Annotated in this window: 12 protein-coding genes; 9 read left to right on the top strand and 3 right to left on the bottom strand. The window is 40.0% G+C overall.

What is annotated here, in order from left to right; all coding sequences use genetic code 11:
• Positions 1-44 precede the first annotated feature (44 nt).
• Entirely contained in the window at positions 45-920 is an 876-nt protein-coding gene (locus KSMBR1_RS21970; RefSeq protein ID WP_099325094.1) for a helix-hairpin-helix domain-containing protein, read from the bottom strand.
• Between the two features lie 512 nt (positions 921-1,432).
• Here KSMBR1_RS21970 and KSMBR1_RS09385 point away from each other — a divergent pair.
• From KSMBR1_RS09385 to KSMBR1_RS09335, 9 genes are all read left to right on the top strand, one after another.
• The gene (locus KSMBR1_RS09385) at positions 1,433-4,780 is read left to right on the top strand and encodes a helicase-related protein (RefSeq protein WP_099325092.1); all 3,348 of its coding nucleotides are present in this window, start codon (positions 1,433-1,435) and stop codon (positions 4,778-4,780) included.
• A gap of 148 nt (positions 4,781-4,928) precedes the next feature.
• Entirely contained in the window at positions 4,929-8,360 is a 3,432-nt protein-coding gene (locus tag KSMBR1_RS09380) for an Eco57I restriction-modification methylase domain-containing protein (protein ID WP_099325091.1), read from the top strand.
• Positions 8,361-8,732: 372 nt separating this feature from the next.
• Positions 8,733-9,293: a hypothetical protein gene (locus tag KSMBR1_RS09370; protein WP_099325089.1), complete on the top strand. Its 561-nt coding sequence runs from the start codon at positions 8,733-8,735 to the stop codon at positions 9,291-9,293.
• 2 nt (positions 9,294-9,295) lie between these two features.
• Entirely contained in the window at positions 9,296-11,482 is a 2,187-nt protein-coding gene (locus KSMBR1_RS09365) for a DEAD/DEAH box helicase (protein ID WP_099325088.1), read from the top strand.
• A gap of 240 nt (positions 11,483-11,722) precedes the next feature.
• Entirely contained in the window at positions 11,723-11,911 is a 189-nt protein-coding gene (locus tag KSMBR1_RS09355) for a hypothetical protein (protein ID WP_099325086.1), read from the top strand.
• A gap of 339 nt (positions 11,912-12,250) precedes the next feature.
• Positions 12,251-13,042 carry a TIGR04255 family protein gene (locus KSMBR1_RS09350; RefSeq protein ID WP_099325085.1) on the top strand — a complete coding sequence of 264 codons (792 nt, stop codon included), beginning with the start codon at positions 12,251-12,253 and terminating at the stop codon, positions 13,040-13,042.
• The gene (locus KSMBR1_RS09345; protein ID WP_099325084.1) at positions 13,011-13,484 is read left to right on the top strand and encodes a hypothetical protein; all 474 of its coding nucleotides are present in this window, start codon (positions 13,011-13,013) and stop codon (positions 13,482-13,484) included. Before KSMBR1_RS09350 ends, KSMBR1_RS09345 begins: the two co-directional genes overlap by 32 nt.
• Positions 13,484-13,834, top strand: a complete 351-nt coding sequence (locus KSMBR1_RS09340) for a hypothetical protein (RefSeq protein ID WP_099325083.1) — start codon at positions 13,484-13,486, stop codon at positions 13,832-13,834. Before KSMBR1_RS09345 ends, KSMBR1_RS09340 begins: the two co-directional genes overlap by 1 nt.
• Positions 13,835-13,957: 123 nt before the next feature.
• Entirely contained in the window at positions 13,958-14,545 is a 588-nt protein-coding gene (locus tag KSMBR1_RS09335) for a DNA-processing protein DprA (RefSeq protein WP_197705390.1), read from the top strand.
• A 177-nt stretch (positions 14,546-14,722) separates the two neighbouring features.
• Here the strand turns inward: KSMBR1_RS09335 and uvrB are convergent, their stop codons facing one another.
• A complete protein-coding gene (uvrB, locus tag KSMBR1_RS09330) occupies positions 14,723-16,690 on the bottom strand; it encodes an excinuclease ABC subunit UvrB (protein ID WP_099325082.1) in 1,968 nt (655 codons plus the stop codon).
• A gap of 77 nt (positions 16,691-16,767) precedes the next feature.
• Positions 16,768-17,172, bottom strand: coding sequence for a ComEA family DNA-binding protein (locus KSMBR1_RS09325; RefSeq protein WP_099327021.1), 405 nt, complete (start codon positions 17,170-17,172; stop codon positions 16,768-16,770).
• Between the last annotated feature and the right edge of the window lie 11 nt (positions 17,173-17,183).

Here is a 17,183-nt window from a genome sequence, read left to right as displayed (position 1 = left end):
TTTTAATACAGTCGGCAGATTGAAGACTGGGGACTGTTTTTCCTCTACTCTTTACCTGCCGCAACATAAGGACGAATCTTTTCAAGTGTTTTAGTGCTAATTCCTTTCACTTTTAGCAAATCATCTACGGCTCTATAGGGGCGACCGGCTATAATTCTTTCTGCAAGAACAGGACCGATTCCTTTGATAGATTGAAGCTCTTCTTTACTGGCAGTGTTTAGGTCAAGCAAGCTTTGGGGGGAGAGTGCTTTTTTAACCTGGCCTTGTAATTCCTTTAATTCCTGATCTTCACTACGTTGCTTTGAACGAAGTTCAGCAATCTGATCCGGGTCACAAACCGACCAAATACCAACACGTTTCAAAATGGCCGAAATCTCAAGATCCCGAAGTCTTTCAATCATTTCAGCACGTGATACTCCATCGGGTGTTTCTCTGCCTATACCATAAGTGCGGGCAAAACCCTTTTTAACGAGTAGACTCGCAAAATCATCTCCATCGGATGTAGTGATGAACCCATATATGCGGCCTTTGGCTGACCTTCCCAAGGCACTTGCAAAGGCTGTATGAATAGTAAAAGGTTTCGCAAGGATACTTTCTGCAAAAATTTTTGCTTCATTGCCAAAATGAATAGTGCGTTCTACGCCAGGCAATCCGAAATAGCGCATTTGTTCCCTTACTCGCTGCGCATCGCTTTTAGAGCCGGCTGAAGTTTCAGGACAGTCAACAAAATAAAGCCTGATATGGAGAGGTTTTCCATCAGCTTCCACAAAGAAGCTATCGCCATCATTTGCCGGGTTATTTATCAATTTGGCATTAGTGAGTTTCTGCAACTCAGCAGCATGTGATAGGGAAATTCCTACAAACACCAACACTACTGTAAGGGATAGGGATTTGATGAGCAATTTAATCAGTCCGTTCATTGTGACCCGACATTAAAAAGGTTTTGCATAACGAATAAATTGGCCGCCAAGCTTTTTGTGGCCAGCTGGATTGCCCTGGGTGTGGTTTTTCTAATCCAATATTTTTTAGTAGATTTTCGAGAACTTTCCAGGAATTGAAAATGTCAATTAAATATATATGATTGTATTTGATTTTTACAGTAAAACCATCCCATTCAATTACTTTGCCGGGAATACCCCGCATATCCTTATTTCTGTAGAATTGAATATTGGTAACACTTTAGTTTTTGAAAAAGTAGGGTCGAAGCATTTGCCCGTTTGGGTATGAAGGCATTTATGACAATTTACGGCAAATGCTTCGCTCCTACACTATTAGGCAAACATCGCTATTATTGGAATTTTTCAAAAAACTACACTCTTACAAAGAATAAAATACTTGCTTTATTAATCATTTTTGTTTTAATATCCCCCCCACAGAGAAAAAGCAATTTCCTATCATTTTATCATTCATTGTCATTCGGGATATAAATACCTTGCCAAAAATATTTGATAACATCGAAAACCATTTAGTTCAGGGATTAAACAATACCCTGGAGGTGTCTTACAGGGGCGACTTTTGTGTTGGTTATTTCAATTTAAGAGGGTGGAAACAGGTTGCAGTTCATATAGACAATTTAAAAGGGGATGAGGGGAATTGTTGCAGGTTGCTCATAGGGATGCAAAAACCTCCGCTTGAAATCATACGGGAGTATTTCTGTAAAGCTGAACATGCTATTATTGACAATCAGACGGCATCCACCATAAGGAAGAAATTAGCGCAGGAATTTAAAGATCAATTAACCATTGGCATTCCCACAGATGAAGACGAGATTGGTTTAAGAAGGTTATCTCAACAGATAAAAGACAAAAAGGTACTTGTTAAACTTTTTCTAAGACACACATTACACGCCAAATTATACCTATTATTCAGAGACGACAAAATAAGTCCCATTATCGGTTACCTGGGCAGCAGCAATTTAACCCTTGCCGGACTGCTTCATCAGGGTGAATTAAATGTTGACGTTTTGGAACAAGATGCAGCATTAAAGCTGACAAAATGGTTTGAAGACAGATGGAATGACAGATGGTGCATAGATATATCCGGAGAATTAGCAGAGATAATTGATAATAGCTGGGCTGCTGACAGATTGGTTTCGCCTTTTCACATCTATCTAAAAATTGCCTACCACTTATCCCGTGAGGCGCGTGCGGGGTTAACAGAATTTAAAATCCCAAAGATACTTCAAGAGAAATTACATAGCTTCCAGCAAAAGGCTGTTTCAATCGCCGCGCATTACCTGAACAAAAGAGACGGCGTTTTAATTGGCGATGTTGTTGGGTTTGGGAAAACCCTTACAGCAACGGCTTTGGCAAAGATATTCGAAGAAGACTTTTTCCTCGAAACGCTTATAATCTGCCCGAAAAACCTGACAAACATGTGGGAGGATTACGCGCATACATACCAATTACGGGCAAAGGTCTTGCCCATTACACAAGTCCAGTCTGTTCTGCCAAAACTAAGAAGATACCGATTAATCATCATTGACGAGAGCCATAATTTAAGAAACAGGGAAGGCAAACGATACAGGGCTATTCAGGAATACATCCAGATTAACGAGAGCAAAGTCATTATGATTTCTGCTACACCGTATAATAAAACGTACCTTGATTTATCCAATCAACTTCGCCTTTTTATTCAGGAAGATAAAGATTTAGGTATCAGCCCCGAAAAGTTTATCGAAAGTATAGGCGGCAGGGTTCAATTTATGGCTAAATATCAGTACTCTGCAACAACATTACCCGCATTCGAAAAAAGCTCCTACGCTGATGATTGGCGGGAACTGATGCGGTTATATATGGTAAGAAGGCCAAGAAGTTTTATTAAACAGAATTATGCGGAAACAGACCCTGTCAACGGCAGGAAATATCTCCTGTTTTCAGACGGCAGTCGTTCCTATTTCCCCGACAGGGTACCGAAAAAGGTTGAATACGATTTTAACCACAACGACCCGAAAGACCAATATGCAAAATTATATTCTGACACAGTTGTAGATACCATTAACAGTCTAAATCTTCCGAGATACGGACTGGGTAATTATCTTGATAAAAAGACCACCCTTAAACCAACAAAAGAAGAAACAGTTATACAGGATAATCTATCTCATGCAGGCAGGCGGCTCATGGGCTTTTGCAGGACAAATCTCTTTAAAAGGTTAGAAAGCAGTGGTTATTCTTTTCTGGTATCATTAAGCCGCCATATTCTGCGTAATTATATTTATGTTTATGCATTAGAGAACAACCTGCTGCTCCCAATAGGCGCTCAGGAAGCAAATATGCTTGATGAATTTCTGGATGATGTTGACTTCGATAATGCAGGCACAAACGAAGGCACAATGAAGATTTTACTTGATGAAGAGGGTTACTATGCACAGGCTAAGAAGATTTATACATTATATGAAACCAACTATCATAACCGTTTTGACTGGATCAGAAGCGGTTTCTTTGAAAATACATTGAAAAATATATTAATCAATGACAGTAAAGAAATTCTAAAAATATTAAAGATAGGCAAGGACTGGAACCCCGCTGATGACAGGCGATTAAACGCATTATATGATCTTTGCGCAAATAAATATCCGAAAGGAAAACTTTTGATATTCACACAATTCTCAGATACCGCATATTACTTACATGATGAATTGAAAAAGAGAAACGTACATCAAATAGAATGTGTTACGGGCGATAGTGAAGACCCTACAACGTTTGCATATAGATTTAGCCCGGTAAGCAATAACAAAAAAGAAATCGCAAATGCCCGCGATGAGATAAGGGTTTTAATAACAACCGATGTCTTAAGTGAAGGTCAAAACCTGCAGGACGGACATATCATCGTCAATTATGATCTGCCCTGGGCTATAATCCGGCTTATTCAAAGGGCAGGAAGGGTAGACCGAATCGGGCAGAAGTCAGACAAAATACTCTGCTATTCATTTTTACCTGAGGATGGTATAGAAAAAATTATAAAATTAAGAGGCAGGCTTGGAAAGAGAATAAAGGAAAACGCTGAGGTGGTTGGTTCTGATGAGGTATTTTTTGACGGTGACCCGGTTAGAATTCACGACTTTTATAACGAAAAACAGGGCATACTCGATGAAGAAGACGATACAGAAGTTGATTTGGCGTCCTATGCTTATCAGATATGGAAAAATGCCACCGATGCCGACCCAACCTTGAAAAAAACAATCCCTGATTTGCCTCATGTAATCTATGCCACGAAATCACTGAAACACGAAGATGAGAAAATAGATGACGGGGTTGTTGTTTACACAAGAACGGCAGATGACAATGATGTTTTAATATGGGTAGACAGAAAGGGTGAAATTATTACACAATCGCAACTTGTTATTCTAAGGGCGGCAGAATGCAATCCTGATACAACGCCATTATTTAAATTGGATAATCATCACAAGCTGGTGGAAAAAGGAATAGAGCATATCATACAAGTTGAGAGCACCATTGGCGGCCAGTTAGGCAAAAAATCAAGCGCCCGATATAGAACATATATGCGATTGAACCGCCATTATGAGGAATACAAAGGTACCCTGTTTGTAAATGATGCAATGAAAAGGGCTATAGACGATATATATAAATTCCCGCTGAAAGAATTCGCACGGGAAACATTAAACAGGCAGTTAAAGGCGGGCATATCTGATGAAGACCTGGCAAACCTGGTCGTATCACTGAGAGATGAAGATAAATTATGTAATACAAAAGAAGAGGAAAAAACATACAAAGAACCTCAAATTATTTGTTCTTTAGGGCTAATTAAAAAACAACCCTAAAACGTAGGGGCGAAGCATTTGCCTGCATAGAAGATAAGGATGTAAATACGGTACACGCGCCGACTCCACTCTGTTGAACGAGTTAAACCATACGCAGGCAAATGCTTCGCCCCTATACCAGATACGGCAATTATAATAAATCAAGAAAATGAATACCTCCATAGACAAAACACGTTTTAAACATCTCATAAAAAACTATCAATTCAAAGAGCTTTTTAATGAACTGGGGTGGGACAATGTACGGAAAAAAGAATCTGTAGTCGTTGAAAACGAAACGTACAATTTGGAGGCCGTGGCAGAAAAAAAAGGCTTTGTGATCTTTGCCTGCTTTCCAGGTAATCATGGCAAGATGCCCGATTATCACATCAGAAAAAAAATAGACAGCGCCATTACCAAACTCTATTTTGAACACCTCATCATCTTTAGCGATCTTTCTCAAAAACACCAAATCTGGCAACTGGTAATCCGTGAACAAGGAAAACCATTGGCTGTAAGGGAGACGCATTACTACATACATCAGGAACCGGAACTATTGTTCCAGAAACTCAAGGGCCTTTTCTTTTCCATAGATGATGAGGAAAAGATCCGCATCGTGGACGTTAAATCCCTCATACAAGAGCAATTCAACGCCAATGCCGAAAAAGTTACAAAGCGTTTTTACGACCAGTTCAAAAAAGAACACACCTCATTTTTAGATTTCATCAAGGGCATCAGCGAAAATGTAGATAAGGATTGGTATGCATCCCTGATGCTGAACCGCCTGATGTTCATCTACTTTATCCAGAAAAAAGGGTTTTTAGATAATGACAAAGACTACCTGAAAAACAGGCTGAAAGCCACACAGGAGAAAAGGGGCAAGAATAGGTTTTACTCATTTTATAGAAACTTCCTGCTCATCCTTTTCCATAAGGGACTGGGTTCGTATGAAAGAACGCCAGAGATCACCAATGAAATCGGCATTGTGCCGTATCTCAACGGCGGCTTGTTTGATGTTCACCACATAGAGCAAAACTATGACAACATTGAGATAGCAGATGAGGCATTTGAGCAGGTATTCAGCTTCTTTGACCAGTATGAATGGCACCTGGATACACGCATTACCGCCACAGGTAAAGACATAAATCCCGATGTAATTGGTTACATATTTGAAAAATACATCAACGACCGGGCATCTATGGGGGCATATTATACCAAAGAGGACATTACGGACTACATCAGTAAAAACTGCGTAATCCCTTACCTGTTCGATGAGGTAAAAAGAACTTATCCCAAAGCGCTAAACCCCGATGCCGAAATATGGAGATTCCTGCAAACAGAACCTGATAAATACCTGTATGATGCTGTAAAACACGGCATCGTTATTCCCGTAGGGGCGAAGCATTCTCTGTCACAACCCGCACAACATTTATCCGCAGAACAGCGGAACGATTCTCTACAACCATCGCACACACCAGAGAATGCTTCGCCCCTACCATTACCACCACAATTACCGTTGCCATCTGAAATTGCTGCCGGACTGAATGACGTTTCCAAACGCACAGCATGGAATAAACCCACCCCGCCGGAATATGGACTTCCCACTGAAATATGGCGTGAGGTGGTTGAACGAAGGAAACGTTATGCAGAGACAACGCAAAAGATTGAAAACGGTGAAATACACGAGATAAACGACCTTATCACATACAACCTTAACATCCGGCAATTTGCTCAGGATGTAATCGAAAGCACTGATGATCCTGAATTAATCAGACACTTTTATAAAGCCTTAACAAACATATCCATACTTGACCCCACCTGCGGTTCAGGCGCTTTCCTTTTTGCCGCAATCAACATCCTTGAACCGTTATACGAGGCATGCATTCAGCGTATGGAGGCATTTATGACAGATGCCAAAAATTCTACTCCTGATAAGGGGCAAAAGGGTGTGTCAAAATACAAATTCTTCCAGGAAACCTTAGCGGCAGTTAAATCACTCGAACACCCCAGTCTCCAATATTTCATTTATAAGAACATCATTTTAAAAAACATCTACGGCGTTGACATCATGCATGAGGCGGTAGAAATTGCCAAGCTGAGGTTATTCCTGAAACTGGTGGCAACGGTGGACGTGGACTATAAAAAGCCGAATCTGGGATTAGAGCCGCTGCCTGATATTGACTTCAATATCCGGTCAGGCAATACGCTTGTGGGCTTTGCAAGACTTGAAGAAGTGGAAAAGGCAAAAGGCCGTCTTTTCTCAAAGAAGGAAATCGAATCGATAAAAGAACAGGCAGAAATGATAAAAATGGCGTACGAGAATTTTAAAAATTCACAGGTGATAATTGACAGTCCCGCAATGAGCGGCGCAAAGAAGGATTTAGAGGAGCGGTTGAGAAAGTTAAATGATACGTTAAATATCTATCTCGCGCAGCTCTATAAAATTGATATAGAGGGGAAACCAAAGGACCTTGAAAAATGGAAGGCCAGCCATCAACCCTTCCACTGGTTTGCGGAATTTTATGAAACCATACAAGAAAAAGGCGGGTTCGGTGTGGTTATTGGCAATCCGCCGTATGTGGAGTATTCAAAAGTAAGAAAAGATTACACCCTAAACAATTATAGTGTTCAGGAATGCGGAAACTTATTTGGCTTTGTTTGTGAAAGGTCAAGAAGAATAATTTCCGAAAAAGGTTATTTTAGCCTTATTGTACCAATAAGTGTTATTTGTACACAACGGATGGAGTGTATACAAAAACTGTCTTTTGATTCAAAAGAAGTTTGGTTGAGCAACTTTGCCGAACGTCCAAGTAAACTATTTACTGGAGCAGAAGTCTTGCTTACAATTTTCATTATTTCACCTAAGAAAAACTTTGAATCAATCCATACGACTTTTTTTATAAAATGGAAGTCCGAAGAGAGATCGATTTTGTTCGAAAAACTCATTTATAGTGAAAATTCATTGCAGGCTAAAGATTACGTAATTCCTAAAATCGGTTACAAAATTGAGAATGATATTTTAAAAAAATTAAAGAAGAGGGGGAAAATATTAGCTTTTGATTTACAAAGAGAAGGGCAACATAAAATTTTCTATCGAATAGGTGGCGGTAGATATTGGAAAATATTTACGGATTTTAGCCCTAATTTCATTTTGAATGGAGTCAAAGCTATCTCAAGTCGAGAAAATTATTTATTTTTTAAGTCAGAGTCTAATAAAAAGGCAATTATTTCAATATTGAGTAGTAGTCTATTTTATTGGTACTTTATTCTTACAACTAATTGTAGAGATTTGAATCCAAGCGACTTAAAAGAATTTCCATTTTCAGTTGCTGATTTAAAACCAGAGAATTTAAAAATGCTTTCGAAGCTTTGTGATGAATTAATGGTTGACTACAAAAATAATAGTCAATTCAAGGAAAAGGTCTCAGCAAAAACAGGAAGCATTACTTATCAAGAATTTTATCCAAGGCTCTCAAAACCCATCATAGACGAAATAGACAAAGTATTAGCCCAACATTACGGTTTCACCGATGAGGAATTAGACTTCATCATCAACTACGACATTAAATACCGTATGGGCAAAGAACTGGACGTAGAGGATTGAGATTGCATAGGGGTTTCTAAACTCTGTTTCAGACAAAGCAAGTGGTTTACCAGAAATTGCGTTCACAAACGGATACTGAATCAAGTTCAGCATGAGGTTATGAGCGAGGAAGAGAGGAAGAAAGGAGGAAATTAAAAGTGCCATAAATTGTCAAGGCAAGAGCCTTTAGTCTTCAACCAGTTTGTAAATGTTAGAAATACTTCGGATATCATCCAAAAAGTGGACGAAAAGCGAAGTATTTCGGATACAAACGAGTTATTTGTTCGTGTGAGCGAAGATATGAAAACGTTGAGTATAGATATAAACGACCATGTATCATTTATTGCAAATAAAGACCGTATTAAATTTCAAGATAACTTCAAGGGAGCGTAAATGAATCGACGAAATGTTTTAGACCCTGACAATAACAACGTAGTTAATGTGAACGAACTGCACAATCATCATCCGAGAATTCGTGCAGAGGATTTTCGTTCTCCTTTAGTCAGAAGACTCTTAGGAACAGAACGTTATACAGATGGGCATAAAACTTTGCGAAATAGTTACCGGTCATCAGCCTTAGAGGCTACTGAGACGGATGTTAATTTAAATTGGTCAGGACTTAGAGATGACTATAATAAATGCATTAACACCTACCAAGAACCAGTTATCACTGAGTTCGCGACTCTTGGCCTCAGTTGTATACTCTTGCATTTGAACGTCAATCGAGAAATCACGGAGGTAACTCGTCGAGGAGAAAAAGCCGACTATTGGATCGGAGAAAGAGAAGAAATGATTGAAGTAAGTGGTCAGCAGAACGGCGACATTGAAGAAATATGCGCAAAAAAATCTGTGCAGTTACTTGAGAATCCATTTCGCAGACCAGGGTATGTCTGTGTGGCCATATACAAAGATTCAAAGGCAAGGCTATGGTATTACCAGAGAAGTGAGGAGTGACAATGGACCTAAATGAACTCAAGAAAGAAAAAAATGCTAAACTCCTTGCCCTTGAGTATGCAAAGCTCAGTAAAAATAATCGCGATATCTTCCACCTAGGTTCTGAAGTTGCGGTATTTGAGGCTATCATAGCCAGAGCATATTTGACTAAAGGTGAAGTGGAAAATGCAGTTATCAATTTCATTAGCCAGGCTAGTTGTCTCTGTGATTCCCGCCGTTATTCTGAAGCAGTAAAGGTATTTAGGCATGCATTATCACTCTCCACTTTACCTGATACCAAACAATGGATTGAGAAAGAGCTAACACGAATTCCTGCAGTAACATTGAGAGCCAACCCTTTTCAAACGCTAGCACCGAATATTGAGAAGAACGATAGGCTTAGGGTACCGCAGAAAGAAGCATATTATGCTGCGAAGAGGTACTTCGAATCTTATTCCGACCATGCGATAATTCAACTTCCAGTTGGGTGTGGTAAAACGGGGGCAATGTCTTTGCTACCCTTTCACGTAAGTTCTGGGCGCGTTTTGGCAATAGCGCCGAATCTTGAAATTAGAAGAAATCTACACGACAATTTTGATTATAGTTGCGGTGGCAGTTTTCTTCGGAGATTTGGTGTTCTCTCAAACGGGTATGGCCCTACCTGTGCCTACCTCGACAGCGAGGCTAGCATACACGACTGCGATGGTGCTGATATCGTAGTTACTAACATTCAGCAGCTTACAACCAAAAGTTCAAAGAAATGGATTAAAATGCTTGCGCCAGATTTCTTTGATATGATACTTATCGATGAGGCACACCATAATGTTGCCCCGACTTGGCAAGAAGTGCTAAACAAGTTTCCCGATGCAAAGAAGGTCAGTTTCACAGCAACACCACTCAGAGCCGATGGGAAGAAGGTTGAGGGAGAAAGAATCTACCGTTTTCCTATCGCGAAAGCGATAAGAGATGGGTACATCAAGGACATTGCCTCTCGTATGCTAGAGCCTCAAGAAATCTATTTTACCTACAAAGGCGAGAACCGAAAAGTTGGGCTAAACGACGTCCTGATGTTACGGGAAAAAGATTGGTTTAGTAAAGGCGTAGCACTGTCTCGTGAATGTAACGAAAGCATTGTTGATGCTTCCATCCAAAGCCTGCAAGAATTGAAAGAAAGTGGGGAAGTGCACCAAATAATAGCCGTTGCATGCTCAATTGACCATGCAAATTCAATTAGGGCTTTATACACCGAGAGGAACATTCGAACAGAAATTATACACAGTAATCTGCCAGAAGAAGAACAATATAAGGTTAGAAATAAGCTACAAACAAAAAGTATTGATGCAATAGTACAAGTCCAAATGCTTGGTGAAGGTGCAGATTATCCAAACTTAAGCGTAGCTGCGATATTCAGGCCTTACAGGCATTTGATGCCATACGTTCAATTCGTGGGTCGTGTAATGCGTGTTATTAAACAAAACGCTCCTGGTCATCCAGCTAATCGTGGTTTTGTTGTTTCTCATGTTGGCCTCAATGTTGACCGGTGGTGGAATGAGTTAAAGGAATTTGACCAAGATGATGAGGCATTCTTTGCAGAACTTGCATTTGGTAAGCATGAGTTCATTCTTCATAAAAGCAGTGAAAAAGACCCTGCTCCAAGTCGCAAACGCTTCAGACCTGAAATGGAGGTAATTGAAGAGGCCATCGTACATTTTGTTCAGGATCATTTTGTACCAGAAGACACCAGAATAGCTGTCGAGGACTTAATTCAGACAATGCAAATGCGAGGGATTGATTTTGAAGTTTTTGGTTTGTCTCGTGAGGAATTAGAGACTAAGCTCATGCAATCATACTTACAAGCACAAAAAAGAGGAACTCTCAGTAAACTTCAGGTGTCCCCACAAGAAGCGAGAAAGGCAGCAAGGCGGCGTCTTGATGAGAGAGTACGTTCTGCAGCAAAGCAACTATTAAATGAACTTCAGTTGAAGATTGGTGGATTAGACCTCCCAAAGCATTTTCCATCAACAACTGCATCTGCTAATCTTCCGGCGGCAATAATTTTAATTAATAGAGCAGTCCTTGAATACTTGCATGTTTGCTCACGGGAACGAGATTTACTCACGGAAAACCAACTCAAAAATGCTCATGACAACATGGATGAAATTATTGATAAACTGGTGTCTGAAATTAGAAAAAAAATGGAAGGTAACTGAAATGGCAAAATACAAAAGCATGCTTAAGACTCATTCGGTTGATGTCGCTGGCAGAAAGCGAAAATGCTATCACGATGATGCCCATTCTATCCAGAAGGGTCAACTCGTTCTTAAGGTCAAAGATGGTATGTACAAGGATTCTTTCTACTGTACTAAATGTGTTTTACACATGATAAATCAGTGCCGGGAAAGACTAAATGAGATTGAGGATAATTTTAGGAGGGAAAACTAGAAGACGATATGTGGTCGGAAGATTATAAATTTGTCCTTCTATTAGAAAATGTGTTTGCACCGGCAGATAACACGTTGCAAAAAACTTGTGCCAAAGCCCAACGGACTTCTTTTGCCATGGGATTGTTCATTGTAAACATAGAAGGAATGTTAATGAAAGCATTTTCTAAAATTGAATTGGCGCATTCCATTAAATAACAGCTTGTTTGCGGTTTAGCTCGCCACTACGGTTTCACCGATGAGGAATTAGACTTCATTCCTTCGGCTTGGCTCAGGACAAGGTATCAACTATGATATTAATACCGCATGGGCAAAGAACTTGAAGACGAAGACGAAGACGAAGACAAAGAATAAGTTTTATTTCATTGGAATATTCCATCAAATTTTTCGTAATAATTGATTTTTGCTTTTGTGTTTTTTTTAATTTCTCTTCAATACTCAATCCTTGATTTCAGGTTAAACAATGTATAAGATCAATAAATCTATAGGAATAGCCCTATTCCTATATTAACAAATAAATCGTATTATTAATAAAATATGATATCGAATAACGAACATATCGAAAAACTCCCTAACGCACCCTTACAAGAAGTGATATTTGAAATTCGCTGGGATTTAAATATAAATCCGGACAGCAATCGGGAATTTGATGAGGGTTTTGCTATTGCTTTAGGAACATTGGCCACCTTGCTAAAAAATGATTTTCCTCACATAGTACGTAAAATTCCCGATGATTTTCCAACAGATTTACTAAACTATTCCGTTATCTATCAGTTTTGGAAAGGTGAAGATATTTGGCCCGTACTGCAATTGGGTCCCGGGATTTTTACAGTAAATGATACCGACAAAAAGTATTGTTGGAAGGATACCTTTTTCCCACTGATTTTAGAATCTACCAATAAGCTATTTGAGGCATATAATCAAAAAATAAACCTGAATTTTTGCAGCCTACGCTACATTGATGCTGTAAAATTGAAAGATTATCAAGTAACCGTCAAAGATAATTTATTACCCTTTATACATGATTCACTGAAAATAGAACTGCATAACCATTTTGACACACTCGGTCCGATGGAAGGTCTGAACCTGAATCAAACATTCGGGTTAAAAGATGGGTCTGCTTTGCACATTAACGTAACAACAGGCAGTGATAAAAAAACCCATGATCCCACACTGGTTTGGCAAACAGCAATTGTCAAAAAAGGCAGGTTTACTAGAAATGAAATGACGAAATGGTGCACACATGCACACGAGATTATTTCACCGTTATTTAAAGAAATGACAAGGGGGAAGTTTTATGACAGCTTTACAAGAAGCGTCTCCATATAGAAAACGTTGCGCAAGCTCTTCTATTTATCTTTCAGAAGCATTCGAAACCGAACAACAGGAATGGAATACGAGCATTGTTATAGACATTTATCCACAAACGCCTTCATTAAGTAATGCAGCCATGAAGGCTACCTCAAAAATTTTAGGTTTTAGAAATTTTGCAGATAATTGGGATAGTTATGGAGCTGAAAAACCTTCAGAAAGCGCCATTGTTAATGCATTATCATTTATAAGAGTCATTGATGCGCATGGAATTCCGGTTTACTTTGTTGCTCCAGGACCTAATGGGGAAATTGTGGTAGAGCTTAGAAAAGGAAATTACGAGGCTGAAGTATATTTCAATGCCGATAATTCAAATGAGGTTTTGATTTATGAGGGCGATGCCTGTATTTCAGAGGGTGCGCTTGATCATTTATTGCCTCAAATACTTGAACTGTTTTAATGGAAGCCATACTGGATAATGATAATCTGCTGAGAAGAGTTCCCTTTATTGATCCTAATTATGTAAGGGATGATGGCACGCTTACCTCATGTGCATTTCAATTAAAAAAAGGAGAGTATGGCCTTTCTGTAAACGTTGAAAGATTAACCTCCTACGAGGATAGTATTCAAGATATACACAGATTTAGGTTGTATTATCTAAAAGCACAACAACCAAGAGAATTGGGGCTAGAATGTGTGCATGACCCGCAACCCGCCAACTATGCCCACGCCTTGATAAAGGGCGAAATTACTAAAAAGATATCGCGAGTGCTTGCCAAATCAGCAAAAAGAATTGCCTATCCCGATTAAGAATTGAAAAAGAAATAACTGCATCCCAAAAGAAGAACAAAATACTAACCTGCTCTCTGCATTAAGAATCAATGGGGTAATACTTACGGAACTACGACATCAAATACCGCAGGGGACATAATAATGGCGACAACAAATAATAATCAAAACGATGCCTGTAGGGGCAAAGCATTTTCCTTGCCCATTAAACCGCTTCCGGGCATTGTCATGGAAAATGCTTCGCCCCTATCACAAAACAATATAAATTATATGGGGAATAAGCAGATACTTAAAGACCACAAAATCGCCTTCTTATGTTCCCGCAAATGCCCGGCTGATATCATCCTCAAATCGTATGACTGGGCAATTGCACAAAGGGAAAAAGGCGTTTGTGTCATATCAGGTTTTCATTCCAAAATAGAGAAAGATGTGTTGCATTACCTGCTCAAAGGCGCACAGCCCATCATCCTTGCACTGGCAAGAGGTCTTAAAAAGAGACTAGAGCCCGAATTAAAGGATGCCCTGGATAAAAACAGACTGTTGATCGCTACACCATTTGATGAAAAGGTTAAACGAGTTACCAGAGAAACGGCCAACCAGAGGAACCACTTAATGGCAGAACTGGCGGATGAAATATTTATCGCCTATGCCTTACCGTGTGGAAATATTGAAAAGATCATTACGGACATTTCACGCACAGGGAAAACAATTTCATCCTTTAAAACTGGATAAGAGATTGGGATTTTAAAGCATATATACTCAATCAGACTAAAGCCACTGGCTTACGTCTGGAAACAAAATGTAGGGGCGAAGCATTTGCGATAACCGGCAGACATGCGCTCATGCCTAAACCGGCAAATGCTTTGCCCCTACGTTATCAAATTACGATAAAATGCCGTTTGATCTTTACTACACACTTTTTTTAAGCTGTTGTATCTTGTCTCTTAATTCCGCCGCCCTCTCAAACGCCAATTCCTCGGCGGCTTTCAGCATTTCGGCTTCCAATTCGTTAAGGTACTCCTGGGTAATGTATTCTTCTTCGCTTTCCGCAACGGCTTCATAGACTATCTTATGCGAAGAAATATCGGACTCTATCCCCTTTTTGATTTCCTTTTGTATTGTAGCGGGAGTAATGTTATGTTCCTTATTATATGCGCTTTGAATTGCCCGGCGCCGGTTGGTTTCGTCAATTGCCCGCCGCATGGATTTTGTTATTTCATCCCCATACAATATCACCTCAGCGTTGACATTCCGGGCTGTCCTGCCAATGGTTTGTATAAGGGAGGTTTCCGAACGGAGAAAACCTTCCTTGTCCGCATCAAGAATAGCCACCAAAGAAACCTCGGGTAAGTCTAATCCTTCCCGTAACAAATTGACGCCAATTAATACATCAAACGTCCCCATTCTCAACTCCCTGAGAATAGTGACTCTTTCTATGGCATTAATCTCGGAGTGCAGATACATACACTTAATCCCCTCTTCCTTTAAATACCCGCTTAAGTCCTCCGCCAGCCGTTTTGTCAATGTGGTGACAAGCGTCCGTTCTTTTCTCAAAGTTCTTTTTTTAATTTCCGTTATCAAATCATTGACCTGTGTTTTTGCAGGTTTTACGTAAATTATCGGATCCACAAGGCCGGTAGGGCGAATAATCTGTTCCACGATATTGTTTTGAGATTTTTTCAGTTCGTAAGGGCCGGGGGTTGCTGAAACAAAAAGTATCTGCTTAATCCTTGATTCCCACTCATCAAACCTCAGCGGACGGTTATCAAGGGCGGATGGCAACCGGAAGCCATATTCAACCAGCGTTTCTTTACGCGCCCTGTCCCCATGATACATGCCGGCAATTTGAGGCGTTGAAACATGGGACTCGTCAACGATGAGGAAAAAATCTTTCGGGAAATAATCAAACAGCGTATAAGGCGGCTCTCCCGGCGCTCGTCCGCTTATGTGCCTTGAATAATTTTCAATGCCATGGCAATACCCTATTTCCAGAAGCATTTCAATATCATACCGCGTCCGCGCTTCCAGACGCTGCGCCTCCAACAACTTATCACGGGAACGAAGGTCCTTAAGGCGGTCATTTAATTCAGCGGTAATTGATTGGACAACACGTTCTATTTTCTCTTCCGGCATGACAAAATGCTTTGCAGGATAAACAGAAACCTCTTTTATTTTTTGCAATGTATTGCCAGTTAAAGGGTCTATCATGGAAATCTTATCCACCTCATCCCCGAACAATTCCACCCGGTACGCAAACTCTTCGTAGGCGGGAAACACTTCGATAACATCCCCCCGTACCCGGAATGTTCCGCGTCTAAAATGGCTGTCATTCCGTTCGTATTGAATACTGATAAGTTTTTTCAAAACAGTGTCCCGTTCTACTTCATCGCCCTTGCTGAGATGCAGATACATTTCCTGATATTCTGCCGGGGATCCAAGACCATATATACAGGAAACGCTTGCGACAATAATTACGTCTTTGCGCGACATAAGGACACTGGTCGCCGCCAATCGTAACCGGTCAATTTCCTGGTTAATCGTTGCCTCTTTTTCAATATAAATATCACGCTGCGGAATATATGCCTCGGGTTGATAATAATCGTAATAACTCACGAAGTACCCCACCGCATTCTTAGGGAAAAAATCTTTAAATTCGCTGTAAAGCTGCGCTGCAAGGGTTTTATTGTGAGTCATAACCAGTGTCGGTTTTCCTAATGCAGCAATGACATTTGCCATAGTAAATGTCTTGCCCGATCCTGTAACACCAAGCAATGTTTGAAATGTGACGTTTTTCCTGTAATTTTCCACCAGTTTGCGGATTGCCTCCGGCTGGTCGCCTTCGGGTTCGAAGGGGGAGATTAATTCAAAATCATACATAAACACATACTTTCCTATCGTTTAGTCTGAAAACAGATATTCCGGTTCCTTTACGGCTATTTTCGTTAGTTGTTATTTCATTCATGATTGTCTGATACATGCGCACTGCCGGTACCTGCTATCGCGCAATCTTTTAATAACGCTATTATCTTCTTTCCTATGCCGTCGATGCGGCTCAATTCATCCAGGCTTTCAAATCTGCCATATTTTTCGCGATAGGCAACAATTGCTTTTGCCTTTGCCTCTCCTACTTTTGGCAATAATAACAATTCATACCAGGGGGACTCATTAATATCGATTTTTGTTTTTATGTCTTCGGGGGTAAGAACGCTTACGATTTCCGTTTCCGGCAACCACCAATGGTAATCTCTTCCTGCCTTTATTGCAATTCCGGCAAATAAAGCCGTTGTAAGAAAAAAGATAATAATAAGTTGTTTTTTTACAGGTGAAGATTTATTTGGCTGTTTTTGCGAATTTTCCATAATAACAATAC

Origin of the sequence: Candidatus Kuenenia stuttgartiensis, from assembly GCF_900232105.1 — a bacterium.
GTDB classification, from domain to species: domain Bacteria; phylum Planctomycetota; class Brocadiia; order Brocadiales; family Brocadiaceae; genus Kuenenia; species Kuenenia stuttgartiensis_A.
Note: the sequence above shows the minus strand (reverse complement) of the source record. Positions and strands in the feature narration are given on the sequence as shown.